Source organism: Streptomyces sp. NPDC028305, assembly GCF_055569495.1.
In genome coordinates, this window is record NZ_JBVHTN010000008.1 from 278,349 (window position 1) to 298,793 (window position 20,445).

The following is a 20,445-nucleotide window of genomic DNA, read 5'->3' on the forward strand; positions in this document are numbered from 1 at the left end:
CTCAGAGGACCGAGCGACAAGCGGCCCAGTGTACCCGGCCCATGTGGGGTTTCAGCAGGTCACTGAGACGGGTCTCCTCGGCGACCACTATGGCACTGCCGGAGGGAGAAATGCCGTCCGGCGGGAAAAGCGAATAGTCCTCGATGTACTGGCCCGGCTTGAAGGTGGTCGTTGGCGTGGGATTTGCTGCTTCAATATCGTACGCCTTGGGGCCCGTGATATATCCACCGTGCTCGGTGTATACGGCGACCTCTGTACCTTCGGGGACCTTGACCATGCTGGTGTCGCCCTCTCGGATGCCGCCATGACCGGCGAAGACTGTTTCGTTGTCGGGGCGGCCGAAGACATTGAAGTCCTGGGGGATATCGCCCACGTCGTCAGCCGAACTCACGTCATTCCACCCGGAACTGGAGTTGTACGGAGAGAGCCCCAGCGGGTCGATGAAGAGATGAGGGTTGGGGACGTAGGCGGCGGGGTTGGGGGCTGGGGCCAGGCCGAGGGGGTCGGGGGTGGTGTAGCGGGCGGTTTCGGGGTCGTAGTAGCGATAATGGTTGTAGTGGAGGCCGCTTTCGGGGTCGTAGTACTGCCCGGGGAAGCGCAGCGGCGTGTACGTGGTGCTGCCGCGGCTCCACGTGGTGGTGCCCCAGAGGGTGGTACGGATGCGCCAGGCGATGTCGCCGGTCTCGTCGATGAGTTCGGTGGGGGTGCCCACGACGTCGGTGACGATGGCGAAGAAGCGACGGTCGATCTCGCGCTGGCTGGTGGCCTCGGCGATGCGCTCGGTCTGTGCCACCGGCCGTACACCGTCGTGGTGCCAGGTCAGGGTCACCGGATCAGGGAGGTCAGGTGCGATGGTGGTCTGCTCGACGAGGGTGCGGCCACTCCAGGTGAAGTCCACTCGTTCCACGACGGTTTCGCCGTCGTCGGCGAGGCGTTGTTTGGCGGTGCGGCGGCCGAGAGGGTCGTAGAGGTAGCGCCAGATCGTGCCGTCGGGGGTGGTGAGGGCGGTGAGGTGGTTCTCCACGTCCCAGGTGTAGTGCCAGGTGTCGGGCTTGTGGGAGAGGCGGGTTTTCTGGCGGAGGGTGAGGCGGCCGGCGGTGTCGTGTTCGTAGCGGACGCGTCCGGCGCGGGTGATGCGGGTGCCGGTGTACGAGCGAGGGCCGGTGGTGTCGGCCCCGGGGTGCTTGTCCGGCCAGGTGGCGTGGGTCTGGTTGCCCGCCTCGTCGTAGGCGTAGGTCTCGGTCCAGCTTTCGGCGCGGACGGTGGTGACCCGGCCCGCGTCGTCCAGGTCGAAGGTGCGGGGGCCGCGCAGCTGGTCGTCGATGGCGGTCAGGTGGCCGTCGGGGCGGTAGGTGTAGGCGCGGTGTTGGAGGGTTGAGCCTTCTGCGTGGGTCAGGGTCTGTTCGGCCAGTCGGCCGGCCGGGTCCCAGATCTGCGCGAGAGTGGCGGTAGGCCCAAGCCGGCGGGTGGTTTCCCGGCCTAGCGCGTCATACGTGAAGTCGAGGGTGTGGCCACAGGTGGTGAGCGTGGTGCGGTGGCCCGCCGCGTCGTAGGCGAACGTGGATCTCGCGCCGGAGGGGGTGGTGCGGCGCACGGGGCGGCCCAGGACGTCGTAGACATGGGTCGTCACCCGGCCGTCGACCATCTCGGCCGTCACCCGGCCGATCCGGTCCCGGCGGTAGGTCAGCGCCGCGTCCGGGCCGATGGCCCCCGTCAGCCGCCCGGCCGGGTCGTAGACGAAGGTGGTGACCTGGCCGTCGGCGTCCTTGCGTACGATCCGGCCGCGGGCGTCGCGGTCGAAGGAGACGGTCTGGCCCAGGGGGTTGGTGCGGGAGATGAGTTGACCCGCCGGGTCGTACGCGTAGGTGAGGGTGCGGCCGTCGAAGTCCGTCTCGCTGAGCGTGCGGCCGGTCGGGTCGTAGGTGTAGGTCCAGGTCAGGCCCTGGGGATTGGTGACCTGGGTGAGACGCAGCTGGGTGTCGTGTGTGAACTCGTGGCGGACGCCGTCGGGGCCGGTCTGGGCGGCCAGCAGGTCGAAGTGGGTGTACTCGTAGGTGGTCAGGCCGCCGCCGGCGTCTGTGTGGGCGGTGAGGTTGCCTTCGCCGTCGTAGGTCCAGGTCTGCTGGGTACCGTCGGGGGCGGTGCGGCGGGACAGTTTGCCCTCGATGGTCCATTCGAGGTGGGTGGGTGCGCCGAGGGGGTCGGTGATGGTGGTGGGGCGGCCGAAGGCGTCGCGGTGGTAGGTGGTGGCCGCGCCAAGGGGATCGGTGATCTCGACGGGGAGTCCGGCCGGGTCACAGCGGATGTGGGTGGTGTCGCCGAGAGGGTTGGTGACGGACGCCAGGTGGCCGTGGTCGTCGTAGGTGTACTGGGTGGCGTTGCCCAACGGGTCGACAGCGGCGGTGGGGTTGCCCCGGTCGTCATACGCGTACCGCCAGGTGGTCCCGTCGGCTTCGTTGGTTTCCACCGGAAGGCCGAGGTCGTTGTACGAGGCGGTCCGTTCGGAACCGTCGGGGGCGGTGACCGAGACCGGCCGGTTGGCCGCGTCGTAGCGATAGCTGGTGGTCCGGCCGAGGGCATCGGTGTGGGTCAGGATGCGGCCGTGGCGGTCGCGATGGGTGCGGGTGGTGTGGCCTAGGGGGTCGGTGACGGCGATGACCTGGCAGCGGTCGTTCACCAGATAACGGGTCGCGTGGCCCTCGGCGGTGGTGACCGTGGTGACCCGGTGACCGGTCCGTTCATCCGTGCGTCCGTAGTCGATGCGCAGCGCTATGTGGCCCGCGGTGCCGCCCTCGGCGATGCAGCGGTCCCGGTTGTCGTAGACGTAGTCGTAGCGGCGGTCGTTGGTGTCGATCCACGCGATGATCCGGCGCTCGGCGTCGTACTCGAAGCGCAGCGGCAGCCCGGAGGAGTTGGTGACTTCGGTGAGGTTGCCGTCTGTGTAGGCGTAGCGGATGAGCTGCTGGTCGGCGCCCGCGAGGTGGAGGGCGGTGATGCGGCCGTCTTCGGTGGTGATGTTGAGGTGGTAGCCGCCGCTGTGGACGATGCCGGTCGGGGCGCCGTCGGTGTCGTATTCGAAGGTCAGGCGGTGGCCGTTGCGGTCGCTGATCTCCGCCAGCAGGGCCTCGCCGTCGCCTCCGCCCTGCGGGCCGGTGAAGTAGCGGGTGTGGCCGGTGTCCGGGTCGGTGAGTGTGTAGTCGCCCTCTGCTGTGCGCTCGAGCGGCCACCTGGGGCCGAGTTCGGGCAGGGTCGGCAGGCCGGGGGCCGGGTGGGGGTACGAGAGCAGCAGTCCGTCCTCGGCGACGAACGCCACGCCCCGTGCGCCGATTTCCAGCCGCTGATCGGCGGTGCTCGACCATGACGGGCCGAACCACCGGCCCGCCCGGTACCCCGACTCCGCCCGGCGCACGAACACCAGCGGCAACGCCCCCGGCAGCACCACGTCCCGCTGCGGCAGATACATCCGGCCCGACGCCAGGTCCACCGGGTCGGTGCCCCCGGCGGTCCGCGCCCCGTCGGGCGTGGCGTGCGGTGCCGGACCGTCCTTGGCCAGCGTCTGCAACCCCGACCGCTCAGCCCGCGCCACAGTCCCCGGCAGCCGCTCCGCAGCCGTCACCGCCGCCTTCGCCCCGCCCAGGCCCTTGGTTCCGATCAGCTCCGGCACCAGCCGGCCAAGACCCTCCGACGGGTCCTTCTGGAACGCATCCCACATGCCCTTGAGAGCCGTGCCCGGGTCATTGGCCATCCGCAGCAGGCCGGCGGCAGTGTTGTTCAGGTTCGTCGCGTACTCGGCGGGGTGAGTGATGTTGTACAGATCCAGCGGGTTCACCTGCCGCACGAAGTTCAGCAGCCCCGCCGTCCCCTTGACCACGCCACCCAGGAAATGGCTCGCGTCCAGGTTCAGCCCTTCCAGCCCGTCGCCCAGCTGCTTGGCGTAGGAGGGCTTCTTGGGCGCGGCGTCCCGCGCGCCCTCCACCGCTGTCTTCGCCACCCCATGCGCCTCATCGCGCTGCCGCCGCGCCTCCGCCAACAACTCCTGCGCGGCCTTGATGTCAGCGGCCCCCGGGTCGTGGAACGCACCCGGCTTGTCCGGCAGGCTCGACGGATCCCGCTTGTCCGCAGGCAGGCCGTTGTAGGTGTCCACTGCCTTGTTGTACGCGGTCACCTTGTCGTTGTGCGCCGAGCGGGCGTCGTCGGATGCTTTCTTGCCCTTCTTGTAGCGGCGGATCGCCTCCTCGGCCTGGCCCTGTGCCCACTCCACCGTCCCCGCGAACCGGTCCAGCGCCCCCGACGCCTTCTCACACGCGTCCGCCGCTGCGAACCACTTCTTCGGCTCGACCGACACACTCTCCCGGAAGGCATCCGCCGCCTTCCCCTTCAACGACTGTGAGCTCAGCCCCCGCAGCCCCTTGCCCACGTTGTTGAACGCGGTCTTGAAGTCGGTGAGATGGCCAGCCGTTGAGCGCAGCTTGGACGGGCTGCCGTGGATCAGCTTCTTGGCATCCTCGCTCTCCCCGAGCTGCATCTCATCGACGGCCGCGCCCAGGGCGTTCGCCGCCGAATCCGACTTGTCCCGGACCCAGTCCGCACCGCTCTGCCAGCCGACGTCATCCAGCCGGTCCGCGGTCCAGTCCCCCGCCTCGTCGATCGCCCCGCCGACGTCCTCGACCCGGTCATCGACCCAGTCCTCGACGCCGTCCGGTATGAAGTCACCAATCCCCACGCGTCCTCACCCCCGTACCGCGACCCCACCGTATTCCGGATGAGCGTACCGACCCTGCTCAGCGAGGGCTCCGTCTCGTCCGGTTTCGGGGACGCACCGCACGGACCAGCGCGTCACGTGTAGTGGGTCACCGCAGTGGACTCCTGGTTCTCAGATGATCGCGCGGCAAGCGACCCAGTGCACTCGGCCCATGTTCGGCAGCAGCAGTTGGGAGAGACGGGTCTCTTGGGTCACGGTCCTCCCGGAGACCACGCTTTTCCCGGCGGGGGTCCCCAGACCAGTGGGTGGGTACAGCGAATAGTCCGGCATCTGCTGGCCCGACTCGATGACGTTCAGGGGAGTGGTGTTGCTGTTTGCAATCATATGCATTTCATCCGAGTAGATCAGCTCACCATGCAGGTGGTAGATGCCAACGCTCGTGCCTTCGGGGACCGTGACCATGCTGGTGTCGCCCGCTCGGATGCTGCCATGGCCGAAGAACACCATCTCCCCGTCCGGACGGCCGTTCACGTACCAGAACGATGCGGACTGGCCCACATCGTCGGCGTAAAAGTCGATACCTTCGTAATCGTCGTAGGGGGAGAGCCCCAGCGGGTCGATGAAGAGGTGGGGGTTGGGGACGTAGGCGACGGGGTTGGGGGCGGGGGTGAGGCCGAGGGGGTCGGGGGTGAGGTAGCGGGCGGTGGTGGGGTCGTAGTAGCGGTGGTGGTTGTAGTGGAGGCCGCTTTCGGGGTCGAAGTACTGGCCCGGGAAGCGCAGGGGGGTGTGGGTCTGCCCCGTACGTTCTTCCGTCGTGGTGCCCCAGAGGGTGGTGCGGGGGCGCCAGGCGATGTCGCCGGTTTCGTCGATGAGTTCGGCGGGGGTGCCGATGTGGTCGGTGACGACGGCGTAGAAGCGGCGGTCGATCTCGCGCTGGGTCGTGGCGACGGTGGTGCGTTCGGTCTGGGTCAGGGGGCGGAAGCCGTCGTGGTGCCAGGTGAGGGTGGTCGGGTATGGGAGGTCGGGTGTGGTGGTGGTCTGTTCGATGAGGGTGTGGCCGTCCCAGGTGAAGTCGGCCTGTTCGAGGACGGTTTCGCTGTCGTGGGCGAGGCGTTGTTTGGTGGTGCGGCGGCCGAGGGGGTCGTAGAGGTAGCGCCAGATCGTGCCGTCGGGGGTGGTGAGGGTGGTGAGGTGGTTTTCGGTGTCCCAGGTGTAGCGCCAGGTGTCGGGTTTCTTCGACAGGCGGGTTTTCTGGCGGAGGGTGAGGCGGCCGGCGGTGTCGTGTTCGTAGCGGACCCGTCCGGCGCGGGTGATGCGGGTGCCGGTGTAGGCGCGGGGACCGGTGGTGGCCGGGTGGTCGGTGGGCCAGGTGGCGTGGGTCTGGTTGCCCGCCTCGTCGTAGGCGTAGGTCTCGGTCCAGCCTTCGGCGCGGACGGTGGTGACCCGGCCTGCGTCGTCGAGGTCGAAGGAGCGGGGGCCGAGGAGCTGGTCGGCGATGGCGGTGAGGTGGCCGTCGGGGCGGTAGGTGTACGCGCGGCGCTGGGCGATGTCGCCCGCCGGTCCGGTGGTCAGGGTCTGTTCGGCCAGCCGTCCGGCTGGGTCCCAGATCTGTTCGAGAGTGGCGGTGGGCCCAAGTTGGCGGGTGATTTCCCGGCCTAGCGCGTCATAGGTGAAGTCGAGGGTGTGGCCGCAGGTGGTCAGCGCGGTGCGGCGGCCCGCCGCGTCATACGAGAACGTGGACTTGGCGCCGGACGGGGTGGTCCGGCGCACGGTACGGCCCAGGGCGTCGTACGCATGGGTCAGCACCCGGCCGTTGACCATCTCGGTCGTCACCCGGCCCATCCGGTCCCGCCCGAACACCGCCGACACCTCGGGGCCAACGGCCTCCGTCAGCTGCCCGGCCAGGTCGTAGGTGAAGGTGGTGACCTGGCCGTCGGCGTCTTTGCGCACGACCCGGCCGCTAGCGTCCCGTTCGAGGGAGATGGTCTGGCCCAGCGGGTTGGTGCGGGAGATCAGTTGGCCCGCTGCGTCGTAGGCGTAGGTGAGGGTGCGGCCGTCGAAGTCCGTCTCGGCGAGCAGTCGGCCGACCGGGTCATAGGTGTAACTCCAGGTCAGCCCCTGTGGATTGGTTACCTCGGTGAGACGCAGTTGGGTGTCGTGCGTGAACTCGTGGCGGGTGCCGTCCGGGTCGGTCCGGGCGGCCGGCAGGTCGAAGTCGGTGTACTCGTACGTGGTCACGCCGCCGCTCGCGTCCCTGTACACGGTGAGGTTGCCCTCGCCGTCGTAGGTCCAACGCTGCTCGGCGCCGTCCGGGGCGATACGCCGGGCCAGCTTGCCCTCGACGGTCCACGCCACGTGGGTGGTGGCGCCGAGGGGGTCGGTGATGGTGGTGGGGCGGCCGAAGGCGTCGCGGTGGTAGGTGGTGGCCGCGCCCAGGGGGTCGGTGATCTCGACGGGGAGCCCGGCGGGGTCGCAGCGTACGCGTGTGGTGTCGTGGAGCGCGTTGGTGGCCGAGGTCAGGTGGCCGTGGTCGTCGTAGGTGTAGTGGGTGGTGTTGCCCAACGGGTCGGTGGCCGTGGTGCGGTTGCCTCGGTCGTCGTATGCGTAGCGCCAGGTGGCTCCGTCCGGGTGGACCACCTCGACCGGCAGGCCCAGGTCGTTGTAGGCGGCGGTCTGCTGGTGTCCGTCGGGGGTGGTCAGGGAGGTCAGCCGGCCGGCCGTGTCGTAGGCGAAGATGGTGGTCCGGCCCAGGGCATCGGTGCGGGACAAGGCGCGGCCGTAGCGGTCCCTCCGGGTGCGGACCGTGTTGCCGACGGCGTCGGTGACGGCGATGACCTGGCAGCGGTCGTTCACCATATAGCGGGTGGTGTGGCCCTCGGCGGTGGTGACCGTGGTGACCCGGTGACCGGTCCGTTCATCGACCGGGCCGTAGTCGATGCGCAGGGAGATATGGCCCTCGGTGCCACCCTCGGCGATACACCGGTCCCGGTTGTCATACACGTAGTCGTAACGGCGGTCGTTCGTGTCGATCCACGCGATCACCCGACGCTCCGTGTCGTACTCGAAGCGCAGCGGCAGACCGGAGGACTTGACCACCTCGGTCAGATTGCCGTCCGTGTACGCGTAGCGGATGAGCTGCTGGTCGGCGCCCGCGAGGTGGAGGGCGGTGATGCGGCCGTCTTCGGTGGTGATGTTGAGGTGGTAGCCGCCGCTGTGGACGATGCTGGTCGGGGTGCCGTCGGTGTCGTATTCGAAGGTCAGGCGGTGGCCGTTGCGGTCGCTGATCTCCGCAAGCGGGGCCTCGCCATCGCCCTCGCCTTGCGGGCCGGTGAAGTAGCGGGTGTGGCCGGTGTCCGGGTCGGTGAGCGTGTAATCGCCTTCTGCCGTGCGCTCCAGCGGCCACCTCGGGCCCAGCTCGGGCAGGGTCGGCAGGCCGGGGGCCGGGTGCGGGTACGACAGCAGCAGCCCGTCTTCGGCGACGAACGCCACACCTCGTGCGCCGATTTCCAGCCGCTGATCGGCGGTGCTCGACCATGACGGGCCGAACCACCGCCCTGCCCGGTACCCCGATTCCACCCGGCGCACGAACACCAGCGGGAGCGCTCCCGGCAGCACCACGTCCCGCTGGGGCAGATACATCCGGCCCGACGCCAGGTCCACTGGGTCGGTGCCCCCAGCGGTCCGCGCCCCGTCGGGTGTGGCGTGGGGTGCCGGGCCGTCCTTGGCCAGCGTCTGCAACCCCGACCGCTCAGCCCTGGCCATGGTCGCGGGCAGCCTCTCCGCAGCCGTCACCGCCGCCTTCGCCCCGCCCAGGCCCTTCGTGCCGATCAGCTCCGGCACCAAACGGCCAAGGCCCTCGGACGGGTCCTTCTGGAAGGCGTCCCACATGCCCTTGAGAGCCGTGCCTGGGTCATTGGCCATGCGCAGCAGGCCAGCGGCCGTGTTGTTCAGGTTCGTCGCGTACTCGGCGGGGTGAGTGATGTTGTAAGGCTCCAGCGGGTTCACCTGCCGGGCGAAGTTGAGCAGGCCCGCCGTGCCCTTGACCACGCCACCCAGGAAGTGGCTCGCGTCCAGGTTCAGCCCCTGAAGCCCGTCGCCCAGCTGCTGGGCGTAGGACGGCTTCTTGGGCGCGGCATCGCGCGCTCCCTCCACCGCCGTTTTTGCCACCCCATGTGCCTCATCCCGCTGCCGCCGCGCCTCCTGCAAAATGTCCTGTGCGGCCTTGATATCAGCGGCCCCCGGGTCGTGGAAGGCACCCGGCTTGTCCGGCAGGCTCGACGCGTCCCGCTTCTCCGCAGGCAGGCCGTTGTACGCGTCCACCGCCTTGTTGTACGCGGACACGGTGCCGTTGTGCGCCGAGCGGGCGTCGTCCGAGGCCTTCTTGCCCTTCTTGTAGCGCCGGATCGCCTCCTCGGCCTGGCCCTGCGCCCACTCCACCGTCCCCGCGAACCGCTCCAGCGCCCCCGACGCCTTCTCACACGCATCCGCCGCCGCGAACCACTTCTTCGGCTCGACCGACACACTCTCCCGGAACGCGTCCGCCGCCTTCCCCTTCAACGACCCCGAACCCAGCCCCCGCAACCCCTTGCCCACATTGTTGAACGCCGTCTTGAAGTCACTCAGATGACTCGCGGTCGACCGCAGCTTGGACGAACTTCCGTGGATCAGCTTCTTCGCATCCTCGCTCTCCCCGAGCTGCATCTCATCGACGGCCGCGCCCAGGGCGTTCGCCGCCGAATCCGACTTGTCCCGGACCCAGTCCGCACCGCTCTGCCAGCCGACGTCATCCAGCCGGTCCGCCGTCCAGTCTCCCGCGTCGTCGATCGCCCCGCCGACATCCTCGACCCGGTCATCGACCCAGTCCTCGACCGAGTCCGGAATGAAGTCACCAAGCCCCACGCGCAGTTACCCCCGTAACCCAACCCACGGTATTCCGGATGAGCGTACCGACCCTGCTCAGCAAGGGTTCCGCCCCGTCCGGTTTCACGGATCCGCCGGGCCACCGTCGCCTCGCTTCCTGTGCCCGAGGCGGAGGAATCAGCCGAGGTCAGCATTGTTGCGCGTGGCGATTCAGGGCTGCGCAACAACGCGAAGCCGCGCCAGACTCGAAGTGAGCCAAGGCCGGGCCGTCAGCCGTTGGGGCGGTCCGGGCCATCGGGTACGGGGGAGGGACGAGTAGTGATCGAGACGCTGTTCCGGGGCGATGAACTGCCCGCGACGGACCGGTTCGAGTGTTGGCGCGATCTGGCGTTCCAGAGCCATTCGCCCCATGAGATGCGCACGGAACACAGCGCCGACTTCCGGGGCACGTTACGAGTGCTGGACCTCGGCATCGTTCAGGTGTCCCTGTTCACGTGTCCGCCGCTGGACTCGGACCGGACCCCGGTACTGATCCGGCGGTCCGATCCCGAGATCTACCACCTCTCGGCGCCGCTGTGCGGGCGCATGAGGGTCGTCGAGGACGATCGGGAGATCCTGGTCGGGCAGGGCGATCTGGTGCTGGTGAACAGCTCGCGCCCCTATCGGGGCCGTCTGGACGCCGAGGACGGCACGGTCTCGGCCGCGGAGATGATCATCCCGCGGATGCTGCTGCCGCTGCCCCGGGGCCTCGGCGACCGGCAGGTCGCGATGAGGTTGCCGGGGCGAGCGGGGATCGGGGCGCTGCTCGCCCAGTTCCTCACTGGCCTGCTCAACGACCCCACGTCCTATGGGCCTTCGGATGCCGCGCGGTTGGGGGCCGTCGCGCTCGATCTGGCCAACGCCCTGATCGCGCGCCAGTTCGAAGCCGATGTGGCGCCCGAGACCTTCCAGCACTCCCTGGCCACGCGTGTCCGCGGCTATGTCCAGCAGCACCTGGCCGACCCCGAGCTGACGCCCGAGCGGATCGCCGCGTCCCAGCACATCTCCGTCCGCTCCCTGCACCGCGTCTTCCGCCGCGAGAACACCACGGTCTCCGCCTACATCCGCCACCAACGGCTGGAACAGGCCCGCCGAGACCTGGCCGATCCGGGGCTGAGCAGGCGGCCCATCCACGCCATCGCCGCCCGATGGGGATTTCGGCGGCCGGCCGACTTCACCCGCGCCTTCCGTACCGCCTACGGCATGCCGCCCAAGGACTTCCGGCACCTCGCCCTGCGCGGCGCCTGATTGGCGTTCAGCGCTAAGCGGGTGGCGCTCAGCGCTAAGGACACGTCCGCACCTCCTCGGCAGACTCGTCGAGCAGGGACGGGGAAAGGTAACACCATTACTTTGCAATCGCTTGTGCGCTCGCCGCGGCAGATGACCTCCTCCGCGGTCGTTCGTGACCGGCCCGGGCACCGGACCGAATGGGAGCTGGGGCCGGTGCGGATGACCGTGCTGCGTTTTCCGGCGCTTTCCGTATCGGCCCCGTCGCACGCCGACCGGCCCGCCCGGAGCGGCGGTCCGCGGATGTGGCGGCTGATCCTGGTGTCCGAGGGGCCGCTGACGCTGGGCCGGGGGTTCGACGCGACCCGGCTGGACCCCGGCCAACTGGTGCTGTGGGACCCATGGGAGCCGTTCGACGCGGCGGCCGCCGACCGGGCCCGCCCACCCCGGGCGATGGTTCTGCATCTGCCGGGGAGCGCGCTGTCGCTGCCGCACCTGGCGCTGCGCGGTGTGGCGGCGCGGCCGGTGTCCTCGGAGACGGGCCCGGCGGCGCTCCTCGCGCGGTTCCTGGAAGGGCTTGCGGGACCCGCCGCGCCGATCGAGTTTCCGCAGGCCGCCTGGCTGGGGCGCGCTGCGGTCGACCTCGCGGTGGCGTTCCTGAGCAGCGTGGCCGAGCGGTGCGACGAGGCGGGGCCACTGCCGCGGCAGGCCGCGCTCCTCGGGGAGATCAAGTCGTATATCGACCGCAATCTCGGCGATCCTGACTTGTCGCCTACGGCGATCGCCACTGCGCATCACATCTCGGTCCGCTATCTGCACCATCTGTTCCGGCAGGACGAGCGGACGGTCGGCGGATTCGTCCGCGAGCGGCGGCTGGAGCGCTGCCGGGCCGATCTGACGGACCCCTGCCTCGCGGGGCAGAGCATGGCCGCGATCCGGGTGCAGTGGGGTTTCCAGGACGCGGCGGTGTTCAACCGGGCCTTCAAGAAGGAGTACGGGATCACGCCCGGCGAGTACCGCAGGCGTGAGGGTGTGCCCGTGGGGGGCCGATAGCGGTCGCCTTCGGTGTTGTGGCTGAGCCGGCGGGGGACCGCCGGCTCAGTCGTGGCGTTTCTGCGGTGCTTCCGCTCAGGCGCGGAGCGCCGGCCAGGTGTCCTCTCCCACTTTGCCGTCGTCATGAAGGTGGTGATCCCGCTGAAAGGCTATGACCGCTGCCTTCGTGTCGGGGCCGAACTGCCCGTCGACGCCGTGGGGTCCGATGTCGTACCCCCGGGCCTTGAGGATGCACTGCACCTGGCGGACGGGATTTCCGCTGCTGCCCTGCATGGTGAGCGCGGTGCCGGAGTAGTAGTGGCAGGACTTCCACGGCTTCGGCGACGAGGTCTTGGGCGGAGGCTGTGACTGCTTGGGCGTATCAGCGGTGGGCGTGACGATCTTGGTTATGACCTTGGTCGGCTGCTTCTGGTTGGCAGGGGGCCGGCTCTCCTCGGATCCACCACCGCCGCCACCACCACCTCCATCTCCGCCCCCCGATGCATTCGCGGGGACGGACGTCGTCCCCGGCGACGGCTTCGCCGAGTGCTTCGCCGCGGGAGACTTCGACGCCGACGGGTGCTGAGCGGACTGCGAGACCGTCGCGGAGGCGCCCTTCTGCCCGTCGTCCGAGGACCCCATCCCCGGCACGACGAAGGCCACCACCCCGACGGCCACGGCGACGACCGCCGCGGCCGCGGCCAGGGCCAGGCCGCGGCGTCGCTTGGGCTCCGCCGGCCGCAGCGTGCGCTCCGGGGCGCCGCGGCGAAGGATCGTCAGCTGGTTCATGGGCGACACCGCGACGGCGTGCCCGGTCCACTCGGAACGTGAGCCGATCAGCTCCGCGAGCGGCGCGGGCCACTCCTGGGCCGGGGCGTGCCGCCGCGCCGCGTCGACGACCTCCTGCGGGTTCGGCCGCCCCTCCACGGTCTTGTCCAGACAGCGGCCGACCAGCTCCGCCAGGGCCGGATCGCACTCCACCACCTTGGCGAGCACGTCCTCGCTCGGCGGCGAGTAGACCACGCGGTGGATGACATCGGCGGTCGATCCCTCGCCGAACGGCGTTCTGCCGGTCGCGGCGTGCGCCAGGACCGAGCCGAGCGAGAAGACGTCCGAAGCGGTGCTCGCCGCGCGGCCGTCGGCCTGCTCGGGTGACATGAACGCGGGGGTGCCCACGTGCTGGCCGGTCATGGTGAGCACGCTGGCGTCGGTGGTGTGGGCCACCCCGAAGTCGATCACCCGCGCCCCGTCCGCGCCCAGCAGGACGTTGGACGGCTTGAGGTCGCGGTGCACGATGCCGGCGGAGGCGATCGTGGCGAGCGCCTCCCCGATCTCAGCCGCCAGCCGCCATACGACCGGGGCGGGCAGCGGGCCGAAGCGGCGCACCGCGTCGTCGAGGCTCGGCCCCGGGACGAACGCGGTGGCCATCCACAGCCGCTCCTCCTCGTCGAAGCCCGAATTGAGCAGCCCCGCGGTGTACTTCCCGTGGACCCGCCGTACGACCTCGACCTCGCGCTCGAACCGGCGCCGGAACTTCGGGTCCTCGGCGTGCTCCGGCCGGATGACCTTGACGGCCACCAGCGCGTCGGCCCCGTACGGGGCCGACGCCTCCCCCTCCGCGCCCGCTTCCCGCCCGAGGTAGAGCCGGCCCATTCCCCCGCCCCCCAGGCGCGCGAGCACCCGGTAGGGCCCGATCGCCACCGGGTCCGACCGCCGCAGCGGTTCGGCGCCGAGGCGTTCGAGGTCGGCGGGGCTCAGCTCTCCGGTCCAGGGGTGGACCGGGTCCCTCTCAGACATGGGAGTTTCCTTATGGAGTTCCTGCTGGGACGCGCTTGGGCTCGGTCAGCCGTTGCCGCCGGCCGTGGAGATGTTCCTCAGGACCGCGTCGAACTTCCGCTGGAACTCGTCCAGGGACTGCTTGATCTTGTTCAGGTCGGCCTGGGCGCCGCTCCAGGCGGAGCGGAACTCGGCGGCGTGCTTGCCGTCCCAGTGGCTCTGGTCGCTGAGGATGTTCCCGGCGGCGGAGAGCTGGCTGATGGACTGCTGGAAACCGCCGTCGATGATGCCGAGGAACTTGCGGCTGGCGGAGTGCGCCGCGTCGTCGACCTTGACTGTGCCTGCCATGGTGAGTTTCTCCTGTATTTCTTGGTGATGTGTATTTCTTGGTGATGGTGATGGGTGCGCCGGGGTCGGCTCGGGGCCTACTCCGGTGGCTTGTAGTCGGGATTGCCGAGTGCGTCGTTGACTTCGCCGAGTTCGAGATCCCGGTAGCCGTGTGTCAGGTCGGTGATGGACGGTGGCAGATGGCCTTGGAAGTCCTTCTGGCCCGCCGCGTAGTCGTCCCCATTGAGCATGATCTTTTTGACGAGTTCGGCGTTGGCGACAGGGTCGCTGCCGAACTTCACGGGAACGTCCGATCCCACGGGGTGGACGAGACCTTGAGAGATCAAAGAACTGACGGCGAGGGAAAGCCCGCCGACTGCAAGGCGATCATTGAGCAATGAAGTGTCCGCATGACTTCCGCCGGGAAACAGCTTGTCCAGCAGGCCCGTCAGCGGGTCCTCCGACGAATACAGGCTCTGCATGGCCCCCACTCCCGCGGTGAAGGCGATATTGCCGACGAGTAGTTCCGGCGCGAGAATCCCTGTCGGCATGAAGAGCACGTTGACGTACCCTCCCTGGATCATGCTCTTCACCAGCTCGTGCTCGTCACCGGTTTCGTTCGCCGCCTTCAGGAACAGGCCGAGGTCCTGGCCGTTCTGCCTGCCCAGCCCTTCGGCCCAGCGTCGAAGGGCGATGGGGTCATCTCCTGGCGGAGGAACGAGACTTTGCGTGATGCCCGCCGAATAGAACTCCATCAGGGGGCCGATCAGCTGCTGCATCTGGTGGTGAGTCAGTTTCGGTGTGCCGTCGCCGAACAGCCCGTCCGAGACTTTGTGCATCAGCGCCCGGGCCTGCGACTGACCGGACTGCTGCCACATGGCCACGGTGAGCGCCTTGGTCAGGCTGCCGCGGAGCCCGGGGATCTCCGACGCGGGGCCGTAGAAGAGCTGACGCAGCTGCCCGGACGTCAGATGGTCCGCGAAGTTCCGGGCCGCCACCGGGTTGGCGCCGATGCTGTTCAGGAACTGGAGCTTCTGGGCCGCGGTCATGTAGTGGTCTTGCAGGTTCACCGCGAAGCGGACGTTTTGAATGGGTCTCGCGAGCCGTGTGTTGACCGAGTCGTAGACCTTCTTGTCCAGCACGCCGCTCGAATAGGCGCTCACCAGCGCCGGAATGCCTCCTTGTGCCATCGCGGTCTCGATGTGCTGCTCATCCAGATTGTTGTAGAAACCCGCGCTGAAGTAGGGGTCATTGCCGTGCTTGGCGAGTTCCCTGATGATGCCGGTGACTTCGACGGGCTTGGCGCCCATCAGGCGCTTGGCGAGCGCTGCGCCCGCGTTGATCTGGACTTGGTGTGCGGCCTCCGTCTGCTGGCGCGCGGCCTCTGTCTGTAGTTTCGTAAAGGCCGCGTTGACGGTCTTCTCGTTGGCGTGGATCGGCTGGTTCCGCCCTCGTACGAGAACGCCTCCGGCCTGCAGGAACGCCTGGCCGACGGTCCTCACGTCCCGGTCCGTGTAATACGCGGCCGCCAGTTGCTTGGCGGTGTCCACGTCAATGGCTGTCACGCACCCCCCGCCGTTTTGGTATGCCGTGACCGCGGGGGTCAGTACATTGCGGACCCAGGTCTGCACCTGCTCGGCGCCGTTGGTGCACGTATCGGAATAATTGAAGAGGTTTTCCGGAATCGCGGACACAGTCGTCATGTCGCTGTCATACCTACCGCTTGTTCTTCTCGGCGGCGTGCGCCGCCTCGGTCGCCTGGGTCACTTGCGACTGGACTCTGATAGCCGCGTTCCTGACTTCGGTGAGCGCCGCCTGCTGGCGCAAGAAGTCGGTTTGGAAACGGTCGCGCTTCGTGCCCTGCCAGTTGTCGCTGTGCTGGCCGCCGAGAAGATTGTCTTTCTTGCTCAGGCGCAGCCAAATAAACGAGTCCAGCTTCTGGATGAGCTGGGAAAGCTGCTGACTGAGCCGCTCGGCGGCGGCGAAGTCGTACTTCGGTGGCATCAGTCAGTTCCCTCTGTGTGGCTCACTCGTGAATTCTCCGGTCCCGGCCTGCCCCGTGTCATTGACCTCGGGTGCACTGTCCATGTGCGTTCAGCGCAATGAGTCATATGCGGGCGAGCACGGGTCAGTTCGCCACCTGCACGCCCGCCGCCACGCCGTCCACCACGAGGTAGCCACGGCCCGGCAGCGGGGCCATGCGGTCGTGGCGGGGCAGTTCGGTGCCCAGCAGGTCGCCGTCGAGGTCGTGGTCGGGACACAGGAGGACACCGCAGCGGCTGTCGCGGGCGCGTTGGGTCCAGTGGCCGTAGGCGCGGCGCAGGGCGTCGGCGCGGCCGGCGGCGATCAGGTGGTGGCCGGTGGCGGGGAAGGACAGCCACTGTTCCAGGAAGCCGCGTTCGTCGTCCACCGTGTCGGCGTCATCGGCCAGGAGGAGGGCGGGCCGGTCCAGGGGGAGGGCGGCGAGGGTCTGTTCGAGGTCGTCGTACGTGGTGGCCAGGGCGGTCAGGCCGGGCAGGTCGCGCAGCGGGGAGCGGCGCGGGGCGAAGCCGACGACCGCGGGTGGGGCGTCGGCGGAGGACATCACGAGACGGGCGACGGTGCACAGGGCCGTGCTGCGGCCGGACCGCTGCGGCCCGGCGATCAGGGCGTGTTCGCGCTCGTACATCCGCAGCCCGGCGCAGCCGAGCGTGTCGGAGTCCAGGCCGACCGGGAGCCACCAGGGGTCGGTGGCGGTCTGAGGCGGTGTCGTGAGCGCGGTGGCGGGGACGTCGGTGGGCAGCAGCCCGACCGCCGGGGCGGTGCGCTCGGCGCCGGTCCACCGGGCGGCCGTGTCCGCGACGGCCGCCGCCAGGTCCTCGCCCGGCCAGCCGATCTGGATCACCTGCCGGTTGGCGGCCACGAGAGCCCGGCCCGGCACGTACGTGGGGACCGCGTTGCGCGGTACGTCGAAGTATCCGTACTCGCCGGGGTCGGCCAGCCGCAGCAGCAGCTTGGTCTGGGTCAGGGCGGACCAGGCCGAGGGCACGGCGCCGGAGCGGTCGGCGCTGACGGCGAACCGGATGCCGACCGCGGGGCCGTCCGCGTAGACACGGGCGAGCTCGTCGATCAGGTTCATCCCCGCCACGTCCTTGTCGAAGTCCGAGATCAGGGCGCCGAGGTTGTCCAGCAGCACCAGCCAGTCCGGGGAGCCGGCCGGGCCGCGGGACTTGCGCTCGTCCAGCTCCCGGCGCAACAGCTTGATCAGCCGGTTCTGCCGCTCGCGCTCGCCGGACCCGATATGGGCGCCGGTGTGTGGCAGCGCGGCCAGCGGGGCCAGGTCGCCCGCGCCCATGTCGAGGGCGAAGACGTGCAGCCGGTCGGGCGGTTCGGTGCCGGTGGCGGAGAGGGCGAGCGAGGCGAGCGCGGTGGAGGTGCCGGAGCCGCCGGAGCCGTAGATCAGCAGGTTTCCCGCGGCCGGGTCCCAGCCGACCGCGTACTGGCGCTGCCGGTCGGGGTCGTCGGCGAGCGCCCAGGCGGGCAGCCCGGCGGCCTCGGTGTGCAGGCCCTGTTCGGCGACCGGCGGAAGGTCCGCGCGGTGCAGGACACCGGGCAGCGGGTCGGGCCAGGGCCGCCGCGGCGGGGCGAATCCGGAGAGGTCGGCGGCCTGCCGCGCGGCCTTGACCAGCCGTCGCAGATCGGTCTCGCCCTCTGTGCCGTCGGTGGCCGCCACCAGGACCGGCATGCCCAGGATGAACGGCGCGATCGTCACCGGGGCGGTCACCGCGGCCTGCGTGGTGACCCCGGTGGACAGCGCGGTCTGCACCGGCAGCACCTCTCGCGCGCTGAGCCGGTAGAAGGCGCGTCCCCACTGGCGGGTGCCGATCCCGGCCGCGGCCGGGCTGTCGATGACGTCCTGCGAGTCCCCGGTGCTCTCAAGTCGCAGCGCGATACGGAGTTTGACGTTGTTCTTGATGGCGTCGTTGACCGAGCCGGCGGGCCGCTGGGTGGCCATGATCAGGTGGACGCCGAGGCTGCGGCCGCGCTGGGCGATGCTCACCAGCGAGTCGACGAAGTCCGGCAGGGCCTTGACCAGGGTGGCGAACTCGTCGATCACCACGGCGAGCCGGGGCATCGGCTCCATGTCCCCGTCCCCGGTGTCGCGCAGCCGCTGGTAGTCACGGATGTGGCCGAGCCCCACCTCGCGCAGCAGTCGCTCGCGGTGGTGGATCTCGGCCTCCAGACAGCGCAGGGCGCGCTCGCCGAGCTGCTCGTCGAGGTCGGTGACCAGGCCCACGGTGTGCGGGAGTTCGGCGCACTCGTCCAGGGCGCCGCCGCCCTTGTAGTCCACCAGCGCGAAGGTCAGATGCTCGGGGTCGGCGTCGGTGGCCATGCTCGCGATGAGGGTGCGCAGCAGCTCGCTCTTGCCGGAGCCGGTGGTCCCGGCGATCAGCGCATGCGGCCCGTCGTCGTCGAGGTCCACGGTGAACAGGTCGCGCTCGCTGACCCCGAGCACGGCCTGCACCCGCAGCGCCGGAGCGCGGGTCTTCCACCGGTGACCGACCTCGTCCCCGGAGACGGCGGCCAGGTCCAGCAGCGGCAGCAGGGAGATCCGGTCCGGCAGCCCCGCGCCCTCGATCCGCAGCTCCGGGTCCTCGAAGCGGGCCAGCGCCCTGGCGGTGGCGCGCGCCTCGGCCGCCGGCATGCCGCCCAGCAGCACATCGGACACCACCTCGTCGGAGGCCACGTCGCGCACCCGGCCACGGCCCTCCGCCGAGGCGGTGACCACCGAGGTGCACAGGGCGGGCAGCCGGGTGGTGAGGACCAGGGCGCCGCAGCTCAGCGCGCGGTCCGCGAGCAGCTCCCGCAGCGGACAGGGGCGGCCCTCCAGCAGCGTGGCGCCGTCCACGACCACCAGCAGCACCGGGCCGGCGCCGCCCTCCGCACGCCGGGGCGCTGCGGCGAGCAGATGGCGGGCCAGCGCGTCGGACTGCTCCGGCCCGACCGCCACCAGCCGCGCCGTGCCCGACTGCGGATCCGTGCCGTGCGGCAGCCACTTCGTCCAGTCCCAGTCGGCGAGCCGCTCCGGGTCGGCGAACACCGCCAGCGTCACATCCGCCGGACCGCTCCCCACCACCGCCTGGCACAGCAGGGACCGGACGATGGCGAGGGACGCCCGGCGGTCCCCCTCGAACCCCACAGCCTCACCGGCCGACACCCCGACCACCACCGGCACCTGCGGCAGCACACACCGCTCGCCCAGGATGTCCGCCACCTCGGGCGCCGGTCCCGAGGAGCCCGTCTCCAGCGGTGGAGACCAGGACAGATCGGCGCTGCCCACCACCGTCCTGAGGAAGTCCGGCGCGCCGGGGCGCCGTTCCCACAGGGCCACCCCCGGCGCGGTGGCCCGGTGGACCACCTCCGCCGGGTCGGGGTGGGCGGCCCGGCGGGTACGGATCTCGGCCGCGTGGCGAGCGGCCACGGTCTGCTCGAACTCCGCGACCCGGGCGGTGTGGTCCCGCATCCCGCGCCGGAAGGAGAACCGGCCCCGCAGCCGCTCCTCCAGGAAGTTCCCCAGGAACATCAGGGGGGTGAGCGCCGCGATGGCCGCGTAGCGGATATCGCCGGTGAGGGCGACGATCGTGCCGGCCAGGACCAGCGGACCCAGCATGCTGGAGATGGAGAACGGAGCCTTGTTGGCGCTCGGTGGCGGCTCGGGGGCGGCGATCCGCGGCGGTTCGCCCGGCCTGCCGCCGCGCGGCGGGCGGTTGAAGGGCAGGGTGCCGCCGGGGCCCACCTCCCGGACCGCGTTGACCCGCTGCACGGGGCCGATGCGGTCGGGCGGCAGGATGCGCAGCTGCACCTCGCCACCGAGCGAGACCAGGTCCTCCGGCTGGACCCGGACGGCCTTGGAGATCCGCTCGCCGCACACATCCGTGCCGTTGACCGTGTTCAGGTCGGCGATGTGCACCTGCCCATCGGCCGAGACCTCCAGCGCGGCGTGCAGTCGGGACACCCCCGCGGCCACGAACCGCACATCCGCCTCGGCGCCCCGGCCGATGACCACCCTGCCCACCCGCAGCGGAACGCTGCGCCCGGCCTCCAGCCCACCGACCACCCGCAGCACGGCGGCCGCCACGCGCGGCCCGCCGGCAGAGCCCCAGCCCGCGCGGGCCACCCGTGAGCCGTGGGCGAGACCGGACTCGCTCAGCCCGGTCTCCGGCGGTGCCGTCCTGCCGTCGATGCTCAGCCCGCTCGCCGGGATGTCCAGGGCCGCGGCGAGGTCGGCCAGCGTGGCGTTCGGCCGGCCGACGCGCAGTTCCATCTCCCGTTCGGTCTCACCGTCGGCATAGACGATCCGCACCGCGCAGTCCCTCCAGAGGGGTCAGGGGATGAAGGGGCGCGTCGAGTCTGGCGCAGGCCCGGCCGGAAGGCATTGACAGCGAGCGCACAGTCGTTGACCGTGCGCGCAATCCCGTCGCGGCGAGTCGGCGGCGCGTCGG

9 protein-coding genes are annotated in these 20,445 nt (G+C 70.1%); 2 read left to right on the plus strand and 7 right to left on the minus strand.

From position 1 onward, the window contains the following. Position 1: 1 nt before the first annotated feature. Complete coding sequence (locus tag ACZ4WQ_RS34615; protein ID WP_398375617.1) at positions 2-4,723, minus strand: putative T7SS-secreted protein; 4,722 nt, start codon at positions 4,721-4,723, stop codon at positions 2-4. A 150-nt stretch (positions 4,724-4,873) separates the two neighbouring features. Beyond that, a complete protein-coding gene (locus ACZ4WQ_RS34620; RefSeq protein ID WP_468022691.1) occupies positions 4,874-9,601 on the minus strand; it encodes a putative T7SS-secreted protein in 4,728 nt (1,575 codons plus the stop codon). 279 nt (positions 9,602-9,880) lie between these two features. Here ACZ4WQ_RS34620 and ACZ4WQ_RS34625 point away from each other — a divergent pair, with 279 nt between their 5' ends. Together ACZ4WQ_RS34625 and ACZ4WQ_RS34630 are read left to right on the plus strand one after the other, a co-directional pair. After that, positions 9,881-10,849, plus strand: a complete 969-nt coding sequence (locus ACZ4WQ_RS34625) for an AraC-like ligand-binding domain-containing protein (RefSeq protein WP_398375620.1) — start codon at positions 9,881-9,883, stop codon at positions 10,847-10,849. 132 nt (positions 10,850-10,981) lie between these two features. After that, the gene (locus tag ACZ4WQ_RS34630) at positions 10,982-11,881 is read left to right on the plus strand and encodes a helix-turn-helix domain-containing protein (RefSeq protein WP_398375621.1); all 900 of its coding nucleotides are present in this window, start codon (positions 10,982-10,984) and stop codon (positions 11,879-11,881) included. A 75-nt stretch (positions 11,882-11,956) separates the two neighbouring features. Here the strand turns inward: ACZ4WQ_RS34630 and ACZ4WQ_RS34635 are convergent, their stop codons facing one another. The 5 genes from ACZ4WQ_RS34635 to ACZ4WQ_RS34655 form a co-directional block, all read right to left on the minus strand. Then, on the minus strand, positions 11,957-13,657 hold the full coding sequence (locus ACZ4WQ_RS34635) for a protein kinase domain-containing protein (protein ID WP_398375623.1): 1,701 nt from the start codon (positions 13,655-13,657) through the stop codon (positions 11,957-11,959). Between the two features lie 45 nt (positions 13,658-13,702). Beyond that, on the minus strand, positions 13,703-13,984 hold the full coding sequence (locus tag ACZ4WQ_RS34640) for a hypothetical protein (protein WP_311726973.1): 282 nt from the start codon (positions 13,982-13,984) through the stop codon (positions 13,703-13,705). Positions 13,985-14,061: 77 nt separating this feature from the next. Continuing rightward, positions 14,062-15,666, minus strand: coding sequence for a hypothetical protein (locus ACZ4WQ_RS34645; RefSeq protein WP_398375624.1), 1,605 nt, complete (start codon positions 15,664-15,666; stop codon positions 14,062-14,064). Positions 15,667-15,679: 13 nt separating this feature from the next. After that, positions 15,680-15,967 carry a hypothetical protein gene (locus ACZ4WQ_RS34650; protein WP_311726971.1) on the minus strand — a complete coding sequence of 96 codons (288 nt, stop codon included), beginning with the start codon at positions 15,965-15,967 and terminating at the stop codon, positions 15,680-15,682. A 124-nt stretch (positions 15,968-16,091) separates the two neighbouring features. Further along, a complete protein-coding gene (locus ACZ4WQ_RS34655) occupies positions 16,092-20,306 on the minus strand; it encodes an FtsK/SpoIIIE domain-containing protein (RefSeq protein WP_398375625.1) in 4,215 nt (1,404 codons plus the stop codon). Between the last annotated feature and the right edge of the window lie 139 nt (positions 20,307-20,445).

What these genes read in the sequence shown, in the direction of transcription:
- ACZ4WQ_RS34630 (WP_398375621.1), top strand. Translation starts at nt 10,982, where the DNA reads ATGACCTCCTCCGCGGTCGTTCGTGACCGGCCCGGGCACCGGACCGAA.
- ACZ4WQ_RS34635 (WP_398375623.1), bottom strand. Translation starts at nt 13,657, where the DNA reads ATGTCTGAGAGGGACCCGGTCCACCCCTGGACCGGAGAGCTGAGCCCC.
- ACZ4WQ_RS34650 (WP_311726971.1), bottom strand. Translation starts at nt 15,967, where the DNA reads ATGCCACCGAAGTACGACTTCGCCGCCGCCGAGCGGCTCAGTCAGCAG.
- ACZ4WQ_RS34640 (WP_311726973.1), bottom strand. Translation starts at nt 13,984, where the DNA reads ATGGCAGGCACAGTCAAGGTCGACGACGCGGCGCACTCCGCCAGCCGC.
- ACZ4WQ_RS34645 (WP_398375624.1), bottom strand. Translation starts at nt 15,666, where the DNA reads ATGACGACTGTGTCCGCGATTCCGGAAAACCTCTTCAATTATTCCGAT.